Raw genomic sequence first — 19,019 nt, forward strand, 5'->3', positions numbered from 1 at the left:
ATAAGTGTCTAAGTAATGCAGAAGGCGGATGTAAATGCAACGGAAGCATGAGAAATTAAACTCAAACATATCGGTAGAGACTTCGCTACCATTTACGCATTGGTGGCGTGCTATACTCGTTATTGTTTGCATAGTTTCGCATAAAGTAATATCTTTGCAATGGGATATCCCAAAGTAAACGAAAGTAGAGTTTTTCACGACAAAGAAAATTGGATAGAAATACTACACTTATGGAAAGAACTAAAAGCTAAACAGTTAGGAATGAACGAAGAAATAAACAAGTTGATAGATGCATTGCCCCCAAACAAGCAACTGTTGTTTGGTGTTTGTTGCGTTAAAAGAATAGAGAATTGTCTTTATAAGTTTCTGAAAAAACAAAGAAGAAGAACCAGCAGCAATTGTAGTGGAGGGGGCAATTGATAGGCTTTTTAAGAGTTGTGTGTTGGCTTATTTCGCTAATAGCTGTATGATTTTTAGCGAGGAAGTACAAGCATTCGTAGAATATCTAATTCCCGATACCGACGCAGACGGAAGCAATGAAGCTCTATATGCACAGAACGCAGCAATAGCATTGGCATATTGCATCAGATTTACAAAAGAGCAAAATGCCGACTTTATTCACTATTGTGCACTAAAAATATTTGAAACAATAGATGTTATGGCGTTCGACATATCAGATAATGAACGTTCAAACATACTCGTTTTGCAAGAAACAGAAACGCAAAAGAGAATTATAAAACTAATAGATGCTATGCCAAACAACTTCGACTTTAACGAAATAGAAGCGTTAAAAGAAACCATTGCCCAGTTTTCTATTGACTAATAATGCAATCGCCCAGTGGAAAACAATAATTAGCAGTATTGATAGATATGCGCAGTAACTTATAAAAACAAGCAAAACCACTATATGTTGCACATATTAGTCCACAGAATGTTCAGCAAACACACTGCAAGGGCTCATTCATTGTGTAATATCAGCGGAACACACCGCAAGGTTTATTCATTACTTAAAATGTATATCAACGGACATTCTACAGGGTCTATTCATTGCGTAAATGTATTATCAGCGAACACACCGTAGGCGTAGGGGCAGATTCATCTCGCCCGTACATCATTCATAATCCAACAAACAACACCACAAGGTTTATTCAGCGCATAATATCAGCGAACACACCGCAGGCGTAGGGGCAGATTTATCTCGCCCGTACATCATTCATAATCCAACAAACACACCACAAGGTTTATTCAGTGCATAATATCAGCGAACACACCGCAGGCGTAGGGGCAGATTCATCTCGCCCGTACATCATTCATAGTCCAACAAACAACTAAAAGGTTTATTCAGTGCTAATATCAGCAAACACACCGTAGGCGTAGGGACTGATTCATCTCGCCCGACAATCATTCATAATCCAACAAACACACCACAAGGCTCATTCATTGCGTAATATCAGCGACACACCGTAGGCGTAGGGGCAGATTTTATCTCGCCCGACAATCATTCATAATCCAACAAACACACCACAAGGTTTATTCATTGGCGTAATATCAGCGAACACACCGTAGACATAGGGGCAGATTCATCTCGCCCGTCAATCGTCTATTATTACTCTCGAAAAGGTTAGCAAAACTACTATGAACAAGTCGCTACAGTTCGATAAATAATAATTCACCCCTAAATAGGTAGAGTAATATATAAACACAACAAAAAAGCCCCGACTACTCATCGTAATCAGGGCTATTTAGAAAAAAGGCAGCTACCTACTCTCCCACATTGCATTGCAGTACCATCGGCGCAATCGGGCTTAACTTCTCTGTTCGGAATGGGAAGAGGTGGAACCCCGACGCAATAACCACCTAAAATAATGCTAGTGTTAATAATATATCTGATATTATAGAATAAATATAATAGCCAAATATAAAATACACTGTATAAGTGACTATGCCACAAGCAAAAACTAAATAAAGAAAAGTAAAAATACGATTCTTAAAGTATAAACACACTGAATGAAAGTTTTGGGCAATTAGTAGTGCTCGGCTTTGACATCGCTGTCTTTACACCTACACCCTATCAACGTCATAGTCCTATGACGACCCTTATGAGGAGTTCTAATCTTGCGGAAGCTTCGCACTTAGATGCTTTCAGCGCTTATCCATACCAGACTCAGATACCCAGCGGTGCACCTGGCGGCACAACTGGTAAACCGGAGGTCTGTCCACCACGGTCCTCTCGTACTAGTGGCGGCACCACGCAAAACTCCAACGCCCACGATAGATAGAGACCGAACTGTCTCACGACGTTCTGAACCCAGCTCGCGTGCCACTTTAATGGGCGAACAGCCCAACCCTTGGGACCTTCTCCAGCCCCAGGATGTGACGAGCCGACATCGAGGTGCCAAACCACCCCGTCGATATGAGCTCTTGGGGGGATCAGCCTGTTATCCCCGGAGTACCTTTTATCCTTTGAGCGATGCAGTTTCCATACACTTGCACCGGATCACTATGCCCCAGTTTCCTGCCTGCTCGGCATGTCTGCCTCCCAGTCAAGCGCCCTTATGCCATTACACTCTATGAGGTCGGTTACCAATCGACCCGAGGGCACCTTTGGAAGCCTCCGTTACGCTTTTGGAGGCGACCACCCCAGTCAAACTACCCACCAAACAATGTCCACGAAAGTACGTGTTAGACCTCAGACAGCCAAAGGGCCGTATTTCAAGGATGGCTCCACACACACTGGCGTGCATGCTTCAAAGCCTCCGGCCTATCCTACACATCGGATGACCAAGGTCAATGCTAAGCTGTAGTAAAGGTTCACGGGGTCTTTTCGTCCCATCGCGGGTAATCGGCATCTTCACCGATACTACAATTTCACTGAGATCATGATTGAGACAGCGTCCGGATCATTACACCATTCGTGCAGGTCGGAACTTACCCGACAAGGAATTTCGCTACCTTAGGACCGTTATAGTTACGGCCGCCGTTTACTGGGGCTTCAATTCAAACCGTCGACATACATCTAAGCTCTCCTCTTAACCTTCCAGCACCGGGCAGGTGTCAGGCTGTATACATCATCTTTCGAGTTAGCACAGCCCTGTGTTTTTGTTAAACAGTTGCCTGGACCTATTCTCTGCGCCTCATTAAAAATGAGGACCCCTTATTCCGAAGTTACGGGGTCAATTTGCCTAGTTCCTTAACCATGAATCTCTCAACGCCTTAGTATGTTCTACCCGACTACGTGTGTCCGATTACGGTACGGGTTGCTCAAACATTAAGCTTAGCGGATTTTCTTGGAAGTATGATTACCTGTACTATCAAAGCTCTCCGAAGAAAACTCTGTACTATAGAAGATCAGCTCTAAATGCGGATTTGCCTACATCTATCTACACCTAACTTCTTTAACGCCCATATCCGTAAGGGCGCGACAGTGTCACTGCTCCGTCTCCACATCGCTGAATGAGCAAGTCACGGAATATTAACCGTGAACCCATCGCCTTCGCCATTCGGCTGAGACTTAGGACCCGACTAACCCCAGGCTGATTGACATCGCCTGGGAAACCTTAGTCTTACGGCGAGGGGGAATCTTACCCCCTTTATCGTTACTTATACCTACATTTGCGTTTCTATACGCTCCAGGATCAATCAATATCACCATTCAACGCATATAGAATGCTCCCCTACCGATACTTTTTATATACAATGCTATCCCGCGACTTCGGTATCTGACTTATACCCGATTATTATCCATGCCCGGACCCTCGACTAGTGAGCTGTTACGCACTCTTTGAATGAATGGCTGCTTCCAAGCCAACATCCTAGCTGTCACCGGGACCAGACTTCGTTAGACTAACTTAGACAGAATTTCGGGACCTTAGACGACGGTCAGGATTCTTCTCCTCTCGGGGACGGACCTTAGCACCCGCCCCCTTACTGCACGACTACAGTCCGTGAGCATTCGGAGTTCGTCAGGTCGCGATAGGCGGTGAAGCCCTCTTGACCTATCGGTCGCTCTACCTCTCACGGAGAACATCGCACGCGGCACCTAAATGCCTTTCGGGGAGTACGAGCTATCTCCAAGTTTGATTGGCCTTTCACTCCTACACTCAACTCATCGGGAAGCTTTTCAACGCTTATCCGTGCGGTCCTCCATTCTGTGTTACCAGAACTTCAACCTGGTCAAGTGTAGATCACTTGGTTTCGCGTCTACCCCATCCAACTATACGCCCTATTTAGGCTCGCTTTCACTACGGATACGGGGCTGAACCCCTTAACCTCGCTGGACATGGTAACTCGTAGGTTCATTATGCAAAAGGCACGCCGTCACATATATATATGCTCCGACCGCTTGTAGGCGTATGGTTTCAGGAACTATTTCACTCTCCTCATTGGAGTGCTTTTCACCTTTCCCTCACGGTACTAATTCACTATCGGTCTCACGGGAGTATTTAGCCTTACCGGATGGTCCCGGCAGATTCATGCAGAATTACTCGTGCTCCGCACTACTCAGGGATTCACTACGCCTCATCAAGCTTCGGATACAGGATTATCACCTTATATTATTGAACTTTCCAGAACATTCTCCTCACTTTCAAAGTACGATATCGTGACCCTACTACCCCTATCACGCATTACTACGTCATAGGTTTGGGCTATTCCCCGTTCGCTCGCCACTACTAGGGGAATCATTAAATTATTTTCTTTTCCTACAGGTACTAAGATGTTTCAGTTCCCTGCGTTTGCTCCCATAAAAAATATATGGGTGACTATCTTTCAGACAGTCAGGTTGTCCCATTCGGAAATCCTCGGATCAAAGATTATTTGCATCTACCCGAGGCTTATCGCAGCTTATCACGTCCTTCATCGCCTCCGTGAGCCTAGGCATCCGCCATACGCCCTTAATTACTTTCTATTCATTTTATATACTACCAAACTAATAATACTAATGGTAGCATATTCATGCTCATACTTTCAGCTGTATTTTGAAATCTAATTCTAATCCTTCTTGTATAAACAAAAAGAAATTACTTTACTTTACAGTCTTGCTTGTGTCAATATGTCAAAGAACGATATCAATGATGCAACGATAAAACGATGCAAAAATGATGAGTGAAGATAATGGACTTGAACCATAGCTGTAGGCCTTAAACCTTATCTTCTCTATATTGTAGAACAAAGATGCGAGTACAAGAAGAGAAAACTTCCTAACATCTATTATTTATATGGTGATAAACATTTAGATAATACAAAAATAAAAGTCCTATCCAGAAAGGAGGTGTTCCAGCCGCACCTTCCGGTACGGCTACCTTGTTACGACTTAGCCCCAATTACCAGTTTTGCCCTAGGTCGCTCCTTACGGTTACGAACTTCAGGCACCCCCGGCTTTCATGGCTTGACGGGCGGTGTGTACAAGGCCCGGGAACGTATTCACCGCGCCATGGCTGATGCGCGATTACTAGCGAATCCAGCTTCGTGAGGTCGGGTTGCAGACCTCAGTCCGAACTGGGACCGGCTTTTAAGATTTGATGCAATTTGCATTACACCGTCCCTCTGTACCGGCCATTGTAACACGTGTGTAGCCCCGGACGTAAGGGCCGTGCTGATTTGACGTCATCCCCACCTTCCTCACACCTTGCGGTGGCAGTGTTCCCAGAGTGCCCAGCATTACCTGATGGCAACTAAGAAAAGGGGTTGCGCTCGTTATGGCACTTAAGCCGACACCTCACGGCACGAGCTGACGACAACCATGCAGCACCTTCACAGAGACCCCGAAGGGCATATTTATCTCTAAATAATTCCTCTGCAATTCAAGCCCGGGTAAGGTTCCTCGCGTATCATCGAATTAAACCACATGTTCCTCCGCTTGTGCGGGCCCCCGTCAATTCCTTTGAGTTTCACCGTTGCCGGCGTACTCCCCAGGTGGGATGCTTAATGCTTTCGCTTAGCCGCTAACGCCAGGCGCTAACAGCGGGCATCCATCGTTTACTGTGCGGACTACCAGGGTATCTAATCCTGTTCGATACCCGCACCTTCGAGCTTAAGCGTCAGTTACACTCCCGTATGCTGCCTTCGCAATCGGAGTTCTTCATGATATCTAAGCATTTCACCGCTACACCATGAATTCCGCATACGTTGTGTGCACTCAAGTTCGCCAGTTCGCGCTGCAAGTTAAATGTTGAGCATCTAAATTTCACAACACGCTTAACAAACCGCCTACACTCCCTTTAAACCCAATAAATCCGGATAACGCCTGGACCTTCCGTATTACCGCGGCTGCTGGCACGGAATTAGCCGGTCCTTATTCATACGATACATGCAATAACGCACACGTGCATCAAATTATTCTCGTATAAAAGCAGTTTACAACCCATAGGGCCGTCTTCCTGCACGCTACTTGGCTGGTTCAGGCTTGCGCCCATTGACCAATATTCCTCACTGCTGCCTCCCGTAGGAGTTTGGACCGTGTCTCAGTTCCAATGTGGGGGACCTTCCTCTCAGAACCCCTACTGATCGTCGCCTTGGTGAGCCGTTACCTCACCAACAAGCTAATCAGACGCATCCCCATCCTTTACCGATAAATCTTTTATTCATATCTGATGCCATCAATGAATTACATCGGGTATTAGGCCGTCTTTCAACGGGGTATCCCCAAGTAAAGGGCAGGTTGGATACGCGATACTCACCCGTGCGCCGGTCGACGTCCAAAATGTGCAAGCACATAATGCCGTTTCCCCTCGACTTGCATGTGTTAAGCCTATAGCTAGCGTTCATCCTGAGCCAGGATCAAACTCTCCATTGTAAAATGTCTTTTATAAGAATATATAAACACCACTATAAAATAGTGAGATATATATCTAAATTCAATATCTGCTCAGAACTAATTATCCAGTAATATCAAGTTTATACACCCATAATAAATTAACTAGGACGTTTCTTTTACCCATCTGATACTATAATTAATAGCAACAGACGCTTCTTGTACTACTTCTCTGTCTATGTAAATCTTTTCAAAGAACGATGCCTTATTAACAACTAACAGATAAACTGCTTGCCGTAAAAGCGAGTGCAAAGGTATAACAAAAAATAATAACCACCAAACTTTTATAAGAAAAAAATGATTTTTTTGTAAAATAGCCTCTGCAAAAGGGTAAAGCAATGCCGGAATAATTGAATACACCTTATTTATATAATATACAGAAGAACTGTTTTTCTATATATCTGGAACAAAAACTGAGAGATATCTGAAACGAACGTGAGAGATATCTGAAACGAAACTGAGAGATATCTAAGACGAACGTGAGAGATATCTAAAACTAAAGTGCCGCATATCTGATTTCACAACTCCTGTAAACAATGAAATTAGTTGATTATAATCTACCACATCATCACCTAAACAAAGAACATTACAAGCACTTGAGCGATGATGACACGAATAAACATTCCTAAAGGATAAACGGTGGCATAACTTATATTAGAGGTCTCGCCTTTAGTCGTATCGTTTGCATAAACCAATGCCATCGGATTTGCCATAGCACCACAAAGTATGCCACAAATGGTTCCATAATCGTATCTCTTTGTACGCAACGCTATAAGAGCTACTATAAATACGGGCAACACTGTAAGCAGAAAACCTAAACCTACCCACATTAAACCTTCAGGACGAAAAACTAAAAGAAATAAAAAAAAACTATTACTTATTTGCATTTATCAAAGCTTTAAAGTACATTTGCAAAAATATTACTAGTATTCGCCACTTATTAGCTAAGTTGGCACATATCTTGTAAGAAATAGAAAGAATTAATAAAAGAAGATAACTATGGAGTTCGACAATTTTTCTAGAGCGAATAACAATCGCTTCAATAACTTAGAAGTATCACATTCATGGCCTTTACTTATGCGTAAAGTCTACACATGGATGGCAATGGCTCTCACCATAACAGGTGTTGTAGCATACGGTGTAAGCACATCTACAGCTATGTTAATGATGCTTTATAACAGTATGGCACCACTATTAATTTGTAGTTTGGCAGAGCTTGGTATCGTTTTCTATCTCTCTGCACGTATTGAGAAGCTTTCGTTAACATCGGCTACAATGTGGTTTATTATTTTCTCCATATTGAATGGTGTTACTATGGCTTGGATTTTCATAGTTTATACTGCAACTTCTATTGCTCAAACGTTCTTTATTACTGCTGGAACATTCGCTGCAATGGCTATTGTGGGTAGCACAACTAAGAAAGATTTAACCCAAATAGGTGGCATCTTGTTTATGGCGCTCATTGGCTTAATTATTGCCGTAATAGTAAACATTTTCTTACGTAGTCCAATGGTTAATTTAATTATAAGTGGTGTAGGTGTATTAATATTTACCGGTTTGACTGCTTGGGACGCACAGAAAATTAAGAGAATGGTAATGAGTGCTCCCGATGCGAACGAGTCAGCACAGAAGATGGCTCTCTTGGGATCGTTAAATTTGTATTTAGATTTTATTAATCTATTCCTCTATTTATTACGTTTCTTAGGAAAAAAGAACTAAGAGAGGAAAACTACAAGAAGCATAAAAGAAACAGATGCACAGCTTTTAAGAAGGTGGCATCTGTTAGTTTATTTACGCTAACGGGCGTATTGTTTAACTCTGATTAGAGAATAACTAAATAAAATAAAAAGAAGAAAATGAAGAAAACATTGAACAAACTGATGCTAGTAGTATTTAGTAGCATTGCATTACTTGGCATTACATCGTGCAATCTTGACAACAACAACAACAAGGAAGGACTTACTCCTGCAGAAGTGAAAGCTGCCTTCAACAGTGTGAAAGGAAACTATACAGGAAAGGTATTTTTCAATAAACTTAACGATAACATGTCTATTCTTGAAAAAGACAGTCTGCCTGTATCAGTTACCATTAATACCGACTCAACGCTCATTATAAAGAATCTTCCATTAAAGGTGCTCACTGGTCAATTAGAGGATAAAGACTTAAAGAGCGCTATCGAAAGTCTCGGAACTACCGATGTATTATGTTACATAGCATTCATTGATAATGATCCTATAACACTTTTGGTAAACCCTACTCCACTTTCGCTTAATATAAACTATAAGGGCAAGACACAAACATTTAAGACAGGTTTCTTTATTAACAACAGAAATTCACTTGCACAGTTATCAGGAAGAGATAGACTAGCTATACAAATTATTCAATTTGGCAGTATGTATCTTGATGAGAAACTCATAACCAGCAGGGCAAACAACTCTGCAATATTCTTAAAATTAGAACGTAGATAAAATAAGATGTAAACGCAAATCACTATTGATTTCTGTATTAAGTGCATTTTCTAAATATAGGTAGAGAAATATAGTTTTAAAACTTACCTTAACAGAAAGCAAAAAAGTATTTGTTATTTACAGACTCTTTCGATATTAATTTTCAGGAGGAAACAGAACAACAACACCCTGTTTCCTCTTTTTATTAGCCTAAAATAGCAATTAGTCTCTTGCCGTTTTTCGTTTTTCTGCTGAGCATATAGACTATCTTTACTACGAAGGTAGTATAGGTTAGGACTATTTTAACAAGAAAACGAACAATTATAGAAGTGTGATAAAAACTCTTAAGCTTTTACAGAAAGTTCTTAAGCTTTTGTTATATAAGCCAAACTTTTTAAAGAAAGGCTATTGCGTTACAACACATTATAAGTCGCCTAAATTAGCCTATATTTATTTTGTTGTTCAATCTATTTAAAGTAACTTTGCACTCATTATTACATAATAGTAATGTCGAACGAGAATACTTTCAAACTTTTAAGCAAAATTAATTCGCCTGCCGATTTAAGAAAATTGAGCATAGACGAGTTACCTGTTTTGTGCAATGAGCTTCGGAAAGATATTATTCAGGAAGTAGCCGTAAATCCTGGACATCTTGCATCGAGCCTTGGCGCAATTGAGATAACCGTAGCATGTCATTACGTTTTCAACACACCAGAAGATAGAATTGTATGGGATGTGGGGCATCAAGCATACGGGCACAAGATATTAACCAATAGGCGTGAAAGCTTTTGTAAAAACAGAAAGAAAGATGGCTTAATGCCTTTTCCATCTCCTAAAGAGAGCGAATACGACACGTTCACTTGTGGACACGCTTCTAATTCTATTTCAGCTGCCTTAGGAATGGCTGTGGCTGCAAAGATGACAAATCACCCAGAACGCCACGTAGTTGCCATTATTGGCGACGGAGCAATGAGTGGTGGATTAGCGTTTGAAGGGTTAAACAACGCCTCAAGTCAGCCCAACGACCTACTCATTATACTAAACGACAACGATATGTCGATAGACAGGGCAGTTGGAGGAATGCAACAATACCTATTAAACCTTGATACAAACGAAACCTACAATAAGTTTCGTTTTAAGGCGTCGCAATGGTTACATTCTAAAGGATTACTAAACGACAAGCGTCGCAAAGGCATTATTCGTTTGAATAATGCCATTAAGTCGGCACTTGCTCAACAGCAAAACCTCTTTGAGGGAATGAACATACGCTACTTTGGTCCATTCGATGGAAACGATGTAAAAGAAGTTGTAAGACTATTGCGCCAGCTTAAAGATATGAAGGGTCCAAAATTGTTACACTTGCACACTATAAAAGGTAAAGGTTACGAACCTGCAGAGAAGAGCGCAACAGTTTGGCATGCACCAGGTAAGTTCATTCCCGAAACAGGAAAACGTCTAGTACAAGACAATAACAATAAGCCACCAAAGTTTCAAGATGTGTTTGGACATACTCTTTTAGAACTTGCCCGAAAAAATCCACGCATTGTTGGTGTTACCCCAGCAATGCCAACGGGGTGTTCTATGAGCATTATGATGAAAGAAATGGCAGACCGCACATTCGACGTGGGTATTGCAGAAGGACACGCTATGACATTTTCTGCAGGTATGGCAAAAGATGGTTTACAACCATTCTGCAATATATATAGTGCCTTTTCGCAACGTGCTTACGATAATATCATTCACGATACAGCCATTCTTAATCTTCCCGTTGTATTATGTTTAGACCGTGCAGGTCTTGTTGGCGAAGATGGTGCAACACATCACGGTGCTTTTGATATGGCTTTTCTACGCCCTATACCTGGCATCACAATAGCATCTCCTATGAACGAACACGAATTGCGTCAGCTGATGTACACAGCTCAGTTGCCTCAAAAAGGTTTCTTTGTTATAAGATATCCACGTGGCTGTGGTTCGTTAGTTGATTGGCGTTGCCCTTTAGAAGAGATCAAAGTAGGTACAGGACGCAAACTCTACGATAAGACTTTAGGTAACGAACATAAAGATTGTACGAAAAATATAGCTATTCTTACCATTGGTCCTATAGGAAACGACGCTCAAAAAGCCATCGAAGAAATAGAACAAGAAGGCAAATATACAGGTCGTATTGCCCTTTACGATATGCGTTTCTTAAAACCAATAGACGAGAATATACTCGAAGAGGTAGGAAAGAACTTCTCTGAAATTATTACCATAGAGGACGGAGTAATAAATGGTGGCTTAGGAACAACAGTTATAGAATGGCTGAACGAACACAACAAAAACATACACGTACAGCGATTAGGTTTGCCCGATCACTTTATTGAACAAGGAACTGTTGCCGAACTTCGTGAATTGTGTGGATTTGATAAATACAGCATAAAGCAAGAAATAGAAAAAAGATTGTTAGCAACATACACAAACAAAATATGAAAATTATTATAGCAGGAGCATATACCATAGGGACTTATTTAGCACAATTTTTATCGCGCAATAAGTACAATATAATATTAATAGACGAGCAGGAAGAGAGGTTAAACAAAATAGGTCAAGACTACGACCTTCTTACACTGCAAGGAAAGCCTACAAGTATACAGATACTACAAGAGGCAGATGTTAAACACGCTGATCTCTTTATTGCTGTAGACCCAAAAGAAACAACAAACATTACTGCTTGTACTATGGCACACCACCTTGGTGCAAAAAAGACTGTGGCTAAGATTGATAATCCAGAGTATTTGGAATCTAAAAACCAAGAGTTATTTAAGCAGTTAGGCGTTGATAGTCTTATTTATCCTGAACTTCTAGCAGCAAAAGATATCATAAACGGCCTTAAAATGTCGTGGGTTCGTCAGCGCTGGGACGTTCGTGGTGGAGCGTTGGTTATGTTAGGCATAAAACTTCGCGACACTTGTGCAATCTTAGATAAACCATTAAGAGAAATAAGTGGACCTAACGACCCATATCACATTGTTGCCATTAAACGTAGAAACGAAACCATTATTCCTGGTGGAAACGAGACACTACAACGAGAAGACCTCGCCTACTTTATGACTACGAAAGAATATATACCCTACGTTCGCAAATTCACAGGCAAAGAGCACTACGTTGATGTTAAAAATGTTATGATAATGGGTGGTGGACGCACAGCCGTGCGCTCTGTAAAAATTATGCCTGAATATATGGATATTAAGATTATTGAAAACAGCTTCGACCGATGTGAATATCTTAATGAAATATTCGACGAATCTGTACTTGTTATCAATGGTGATGGACGAGATACCGACCTACTTATAGAAGAGGGCATTAGACACACGCAAGCATTTGTTGCACTTACACCGAATGCCGAAACAAACATCTTAGCTTGTATGGCAGCAAAAAACTTAGGCGTAAGAAAGACGATTGCAGCTGTAGAGAATTTCGACTATGTAGATATGGCTGCTAACTTAGATATTGGCACTATTATTAATAAAAGAGCTATTGCTGCTGGCTACATCTATCAAATGTTGCTCGATGCGAATGTTAGTAATGTGCGTTTCCTTATGTCTGTAGATGCCGACGTTGCCGAATTCATACCTGTTCAAGGATCTCGCATTACGCAGAAACCTATTAAAGATGTAAATATCCCAAGTGGAATGACTATTGGAGGATTAGTTCGCCATGATGTTGGTATGTTAGTTTCTGGTAATACGCAAATAGAGGCTGGTGATATTGTAGTTGTTTTCTGCTACAATACAAATATGAAGAAGGTAGAACAGTTGTTCAACTAAAGTTTAAAAGAAGAATTTTTACCAATGCTTAATCTAAAGACGATAGCAAAAATTATTGGTGCGCTCTTAGGCTTAGAGGCGTTGCTAATGTCTGTGTGTTTATGTGTGTCGTTATTATATCAAGACAAAGATATAATAGCATTCATTTGGTCTATACTTATAACAATTGTGGCTGGAGGCGCATTCCGATTAATGGGCAGACATGCCAACAACACTATTAGTCGTAGAGACGCTTACTTTGTGGTGGCGGTAACGTGGATTATATTCTCTCTCTTTGGTACTCTTCCATTTCTTATCAGCGGTTATATCACAAGTTTCACCAATGCTTTCTTTGAAACTATGTCGGGATTCACCACAACAGGTGCCTCCATAGTAGACTTCCCCGAACATTTCCCTAAAGGCTTACTATTCTGGCGATCGCTAACACAATGGATAGGCGGATTAGGTATTGTCTTCTTTACCATTGCAATTTTACCTTCGCTTGTTGGCGGGTCACTAAAAGTGTTTGCAGCAGAAGCCACAGGACCTATAAAGAGCAAACTTCACCCACGTCTCAGTATGGGGGCTAAATGGATATGGATGGTTTATTTTGTGCTTACGGCTGCCTGCGTTGTAAGCTATAAGGTGTGTGGTATGAACTGGTTCGATGCTTTTAATTATGCTATGACCAGTACCGCTACTGGTGGTTTCAGCACCGAAAGTGGCTCTATTGCTACATTCCATTCGCCAGCCGAAGAGTATGTCTGTACTATCTTTTGTTTCCTATCGGGCGTAAACTTCACTTTGCTCTACACATCTGTTGCGGGCTTCAAACTAAAGGAAATGCTCAAGAACAGCGAATTTAAGTTTTATGCAGCAATGATTGCTGGCTTCACCTTATTTATTATGTTAGAGCTCATCTTCCGTTGTAACTACGAAGTGGAACATGCCTTCCGAAGCTCTGCTTTTCAGGTAGTGTCGTTTATTACAACAACTGGACTCTTTAGCGATGATGCAGCCAAATGGCCCCATGTTACATGGGTTGTTCTTGCTGCTTGTATGTTTTTTGGAGGTTCGTCGGGTTCTACAAGTGGTGGAATAAAGAGTATACGTGGCGTAATGTTGGTAAAGGTTATTAAGAATGAGTTTCGTCAAATACTCCACCCTAATGCTGTTCTGCCTATGAAAGTAGATGGATACAATGTGCAAATGTGTAAACGTGTAACTCTCTTGGCATTCATTGGTTTGTATTTATTTCTTGCGGTTATTTGTGCTTTCACTATGATAGCGGCAGGCATCAACTCTACCAACTCAATGACAATTACACTTAGTAGTCTTGGTAACGTTGGTCCTACGTTAGGTTTAGAGATTGGTCCTACAATGTCGTGGAACGAACTGCCCGACTTTGCTAAATGGATTAGTTCGTTCTTAATGCTTGTTGGTCGTCTCGAACTTTTCTCTGTATTGGTGTTATTCACTCCATCGTTCTGGAAAGAGAACTAAAACCAATTTGGCATATAAAGCAGCTCTTCTGCCGTTGTGTTTTAACCCAAATAGGGCATTAGAGTTTAAACATATTTGTTTTATTATTGAGTAGATTGTATGTCTTTGCAACGCAGGCGTAGTGGGCTACGTTAAGTTACAAAGACAGACAAGATGCTGATAAGAAAATAAAATATGTTAGAAAACAATACCAGAGTAATAAGAACTATACATATTGTGATCTAATGGCTGATTTGGGTTAATTGGTTTAGTATGCTGTAATCGTCCATTCATCAATCTACACTATACACGCTGTAGATGGTACACATCATATATTATAGCAGTTCTTCTTCAGACTGAATGCTACCAAATGTATAAATAAGAACTATGAGATTATTCGGTGTTATCGTTGTCTAAGAAATGTCCTAAATCGGTTTGCAACCGTATATAAGGTTCACAATTAGCATAGTTTACATTACGTCGTAGCATAGAAACAATGCTCTCTATACTTTTATTGTAGCTCGAAAGCTCGTTGCGCTGTTGCACTATATGTCGTGCATTGCGATGTATTTCTTGTTCCCTATCGTCCATCAACTTGTTACAAACCTTCTTCAGTGCTGGCACAACCACGTTGTCGAACAAATGGTGCCCTTGAATATACAAATAGGTTGTTGAGGGTGTTACTCCAAGCTGTTCTATATCTTGTTTTACAGCCAAATAGGTTTCTTTTGCATCGGGATATTCTCGTTGAAACTGACGTATTTTTGCTGCTACTTTGTGGCGCAATCGTTCTATGTTCTGATAAACAGTGTGGAAATTAAAATTACCCATTTCTATAACTCTATTAAAATCGGTAATGCAGAACTTTCCATAAATACCATTCCTGTAGAACCATATACTCCAAACAAACAATGGAAATATTGCTTCGCTGTAAAGGCGTAGATATTCTTCAAAATCGAATATAGGCTTATCGTTCAGCGTTACGGCAACACCAACATCGTGCAGACTTTCGGCACAACATTGCAGGTTTTCTATGGCGTATGCATAGGTATGAAATACGTACGGATTGTGGTTTACTGTGCGCGATGTGGGTGTTGTTTCTTGTAACAGATAGTCGTAATCGGCATCTACACAAGCTATCATACTTTCGCCCACATTACCTGAAATTAAATTCATCAGCACCGAGCGTTTTCCTTTGGTAAGCGTGTGGCGCGATGGCAGCATAACTTCAAAGTAGCGGTGTTCGTTTTCAAATCTGCTAAGAGCCGTACGCCAAAAGAAAATGTCGTCGTATGCCTCTACATACGCCACAATTCTTTTTCGTGTCTTACGTCCTTGCAGTCGGTTTGCTGCTTCAAAATAGGCTGACGACAGATTGTCTTTAAGCTGTTTTCCCATTAAGTTTCGTTGTTTTCTTACCCCACAGTAATCTCGTCCACTTCGGTTACCTTGTCTAACCAACCGTCCATAATAACCGCCGGACTGTGCGTAGTGAGTATTATCTGCACATTTGGGTTTAAACTTAATATTAAACTTATCAATCTCTTCTGCCACTCTATGTGCATACTCACCTCTGGTTCGTCCATAAACAAAGCATACGACCTACTATCTTGCACCAAAACTGTTAGCAATATAGCCAGCATTTGTTTTTCGCCACTCGACAATTGGTAAGGATACAACGTACAACCCATTTGCGAGAAACGTATTTCATTCTCCGAACGCACTATTTTTTTACCTGTCTCAGCAAACAGTTCGTCTATTATGTTCTGGAACAATAGTTTCGGAGCCGAATATGTTTGTGCTTTGGTTGCAGCGTCAGGCGCACCACTTTGCAGTGTTTCTATTATACGGTTTCCAACATTCACCTGATAGTCTAGATACTTACGCTGCAGCTGAAACAATTGCCAATCAAGTTCTGTAACAAGATTTAAGTCTGCCTTGCTTATGCTTTCTATGTTCATTAGCGGCCGATCGAACGAACGAATAATGTCGTACCTAATCCATGTTGCATCGTCTGGCGATACTTTTATATGAACGCCTTTCAACATGTGGCTTGAAAACTCGCCACCTTGTGCAAGTCCTTTTACCACCTTATTCAGAATGGTACTCTTCCCCACTCCATTAATTCCGCTTAATATATTTACGTGCCTATTAAGCTCCCAACGTATGTGCTTCTGTCCAGCCCACAGCGAATCTATTTCTATCTCCTTTATATAGTCAGCATATTTTTGCATAGCAGTTCAGTTATTTTCCAGCAAATGTAGCATTTTTCTTTCAGTTATAAGGCTAAAAAGTGGTTTTTATATAAAATTAGGTCCCACTTACTAAACACATTGAGGGCGCATCTGCACAGATGCGCCCCCTCCGTTTGTAGATTATATTTAAGTAGGTTCTTGTTTTCTTCAGACTTATCAGGACAAAAATGGTAACTTTTCAGCCCAATTTAGACCTTCTAAGTTTGTCGAAAAAGTTTTGTTCGTTGAGCTCCGCGTTTCAACCAACGAAGAGCGCCAACATTGTTCATCACATAGTTACATTAACTTAATCTGTAGAAAAAAGCATATATCGTATTTAAAAAGTTCATCACTTTTATAGAAGCTCTCGCTGAACTTCACTTATAAAACGCAGAAAAACACAAAACCCCTACTCACTTTATATATTTAACACTATTTTAGATTTTATCCACTCTGGGAGGGATATTCGCCAATACTAATTTTAAGAGCCTTATTTTGATATATGAGAGAATTACCGTAAATTTGCAATAAAATATAAACAGAAAATGCAAGAAACAAGACAAAATCGCATTGCACGCCTACTACAAAAAGAGCTTGCAAGCATATTCCAAAGTCAAACACGTGCTATGCACGGCGTATTGGTTAGCGTTACACGAGTAAAGGTTAGCCCAGATTTGAGCATCTGTACTGCTTATCTTAGTATATTTCCATCGGACAAAGCAGAAGAACTTCTTACAAACATTAATAAAAACGAGAAAACTATACGATACGATTTAGGACAACGCGTACACAACCAGTTGCGCATTATTCCAGAACTACGCTTCTTCATTGACGACTCGTTAGATTATATTGAACGCATAGACGAACTTCTGAAGAAGTAATGAGTTTTCCTTTTTATATTGCACGCCGCTATCTTTTTTCAAAGAAAAGCACCCACGCCATTAACGTTATCAGCCTGATATCGGTAATTGGGGTGGCTGTTGCTACTATGGCACTGGTTGTGGTACTGAGCGGATTTAATGGTTTCTCCGATCTCGTAGCTTCGTTCTTCACCAACTTCGACCCACAACTAAAGGTTGAAGCTGCAAAAGGAAAAACTATTGCAGCCGACAATCCGCTTTTGCACAAAATAAAAACATTGCCCAGTATAGAAGTTGCTACCGAATGTGTTGCCGACCAAGCATTGGCTACCTATCAAGGCAAACAAATAATGGTAACCGTAAAAGGCGTAGCCGAAAACTTCGACTCGCTTACCAACATCAGCCATATACTAATAGGCGATGGAACTTTCAAACTGCATATTGCCAACTTAGACTATGGCATCTTAGGTATTGGCGTAGCACAACAGCTAAACACGGGCATCGACTGGAAAAACTATCTACACATATATGCACCACAACGAAAAGGACAATACGATGCATCGAACCCTATGAATGCCTTCGTGGCAGACTCGCTACTATCGCCAAAAAGCATATTCCAAGTAAAGCAAAACAAATACGACAACAACTATATTATTACATCGCTACCATTCGCACGACGACTCTTCAACAGACAGGGCGAAATTACATCGCTAGAACTACGCCTCAAAGCGGGCGAAGATATAGATAAGGTGAAAGGGGAAATAGAACACATTGTGGGCAACCAACTTGTGGTAAAAGACCGCTACGAACAACAGGCGGATACATTCAACATTATGCGCATAGAGAAACTCTTTGCATACGCATTTCTCACTTTCATTCTAATGGTTGCATGCTTCAATATCATAGGGTCGCTCTCTATGCTAATGATTGATAAGAAAAACGACGTACAAACATTGCGCAACCTGGGAGCCTCTGATAAACAAATAAATCAGGTGTTTTTGTTCGAAGGACGTATGATTTCGGCTGCAGGTGCCATAATTGGTATTGCCATCGGACTATTTTTATGCTGGTTGCAACAAACTTACGGATTAGTGAAACTCGGCAATCAAGCAGGAAACTTCGTTGTGAACGCCTATCCCATTAGCGTACACCCATGGGACATTGTTGCCATATTTGCCACTGTTATTGTTGTGGGGTGGATAGCCGTTTGGTATCCTGTGCGATACATGAGCAAGCAACTCACAAGGTAGCAATGCCACAAACACATTTGCGCCTGCTTACGAATATAAGACAAATGTTTCTGCAATTCTACTTTTTTTTATACCTTTGCAGTGCATTTAACGACAAATAGTAATAGCAAAAACAAAATATAGCAATATTACTACACAACAATCCATTTG

At 40.9% G+C, this 19,019-nt stretch carries 11 protein-coding genes, 3 rRNA genes and 1 pseudogene; 9 read left to right on the plus strand and 6 right to left on the minus strand.

The window, feature by feature from the left end:
- The first annotated feature begins 159 nt into the window (after window positions 1-159).
- Window positions 160-420 carry a hypothetical protein gene (locus DX009_RS00005; protein ID WP_115082588.1) on the plus strand — a complete coding sequence of 87 codons (261 nt, stop codon included), beginning with the start codon at window positions 160-162 and terminating at the stop codon, window positions 418-420.
- A 46-nt stretch (window positions 421-466) separates the two neighbouring features.
- Window positions 467-823 carry a hypothetical protein gene (locus DX009_RS00010; protein ID WP_115082589.1) on the plus strand — a complete coding sequence of 119 codons (357 nt, stop codon included), beginning with the start codon at window positions 467-469 and terminating at the stop codon, window positions 821-823.
- Between the two features lie 925 nt (window positions 824-1,748).
- On the opposite strand, the gene rrf is transcribed toward DX009_RS00010, so the two are convergent.
- The 4 genes and pseudogenes from rrf to DX009_RS00035 form a co-directional block, all read right to left on the minus strand.
- Window positions 1,749-1,861 (minus strand): 5S ribosomal RNA (rrf, locus tag DX009_RS00015).
- A 144-nt stretch (window positions 1,862-2,005) separates the two neighbouring features.
- Window positions 2,006-4,906: ribosomal RNA gene (locus DX009_RS00020) — 23S ribosomal RNA — on the minus strand.
- A 356-nt stretch (window positions 4,907-5,262) separates the two neighbouring features.
- A 16S ribosomal RNA gene (locus tag DX009_RS00025) occupies window positions 5,263-6,793 on the minus strand.
- Together the 16S, 23S and 5S rRNA genes form the textbook arrangement of a ribosomal RNA operon.
- 590 nt (window positions 6,794-7,383) lie before the next feature.
- Window positions 7,384-7,662, minus strand: a pseudogene (locus tag DX009_RS00035) (aspartate-alanine antiporter-like transporter); the annotation flags it as partial.
- A 148-nt stretch (window positions 7,663-7,810) separates the two neighbouring features.
- Here DX009_RS00035 and DX009_RS00040 point away from each other — a divergent pair.
- From DX009_RS00040 to DX009_RS00060, 5 genes are all read left to right on the plus strand, one after another.
- Window positions 7,811-8,530: a Bax inhibitor-1/YccA family protein gene (locus DX009_RS00040; protein WP_006044096.1), complete on the plus strand. Its 720-nt coding sequence runs from the start codon at window positions 7,811-7,813 to the stop codon at window positions 8,528-8,530.
- A 137-nt stretch (window positions 8,531-8,667) separates the two neighbouring features.
- Window positions 8,668-9,279, plus strand: a complete 612-nt coding sequence (locus tag DX009_RS00045; protein ID WP_006044095.1) for a DUF4840 domain-containing protein — start codon at window positions 8,668-8,670, stop codon at window positions 9,277-9,279.
- Between the two features lie 486 nt (window positions 9,280-9,765).
- The gene (gene dxs, locus DX009_RS00050; protein WP_115082591.1) at window positions 9,766-11,727 is read left to right on the plus strand and encodes a 1-deoxy-D-xylulose-5-phosphate synthase; all 1,962 of its coding nucleotides are present in this window, start codon (window positions 9,766-9,768) and stop codon (window positions 11,725-11,727) included.
- Window positions 11,724-13,064, plus strand: a complete 1,341-nt coding sequence (gene trkA, locus DX009_RS00055) for a Trk system potassium transporter TrkA (RefSeq protein ID WP_115082592.1) — start codon at window positions 11,724-11,726, stop codon at window positions 13,062-13,064. Before dxs ends, trkA begins: the two co-directional genes overlap by 4 nt.
- 24 nt (window positions 13,065-13,088) lie before the next feature.
- Window positions 13,089-14,546, plus strand: coding sequence for a TrkH family potassium uptake protein (locus tag DX009_RS00060; RefSeq protein ID WP_115082593.1), 1,458 nt, complete (start codon window positions 13,089-13,091; stop codon window positions 14,544-14,546).
- A 372-nt stretch (window positions 14,547-14,918) separates the two neighbouring features.
- Here the strand turns inward: DX009_RS00060 and DX009_RS00065 are convergent, their stop codons facing one another.
- Window positions 14,919-15,923 carry a DUF4435 domain-containing protein gene (locus DX009_RS00065; protein WP_115082594.1) on the minus strand — a complete coding sequence of 335 codons (1,005 nt, stop codon included), beginning with the start codon at window positions 15,921-15,923 and terminating at the stop codon, window positions 14,919-14,921.
- 17 nt (window positions 15,924-15,940) lie between these two features.
- The gene (locus tag DX009_RS00070) at window positions 15,941-16,759 is read right to left on the minus strand and encodes an AAA family ATPase (protein ID WP_115082595.1); all 819 of its coding nucleotides are present in this window, start codon (window positions 16,757-16,759) and stop codon (window positions 15,941-15,943) included.
- Window positions 16,760-17,304: 545 nt separating this feature from the next.
- Between DX009_RS00070 and rbfA the strand changes: the two genes are divergently transcribed.
- Together rbfA and DX009_RS00080 are read left to right on the plus strand one after the other, a co-directional pair.
- On the plus strand, window positions 17,305-17,640 hold the full coding sequence (gene rbfA / locus DX009_RS00075; RefSeq protein WP_006044088.1) for a 30S ribosome-binding factor RbfA: 336 nt from the start codon (window positions 17,305-17,307) through the stop codon (window positions 17,638-17,640).
- Window positions 17,640-18,869: an FtsX-like permease family protein gene (locus DX009_RS00080; protein WP_006044087.1), complete on the plus strand. Its 1,230-nt coding sequence runs from the start codon at window positions 17,640-17,642 to the stop codon at window positions 18,867-18,869. Before rbfA ends, DX009_RS00080 begins: the two co-directional genes overlap by 1 nt.
- The last annotated feature ends 150 nt before the right edge of the window (window positions 18,870-19,019 follow it).

It is taken from the genome of Prevotella pallens (assembly GCF_900454935.1).
In the GTDB taxonomy this organism is placed as follows: Bacteria; Bacteroidota; Bacteroidia; order Bacteroidales; family Bacteroidaceae; genus Prevotella; species Prevotella pallens.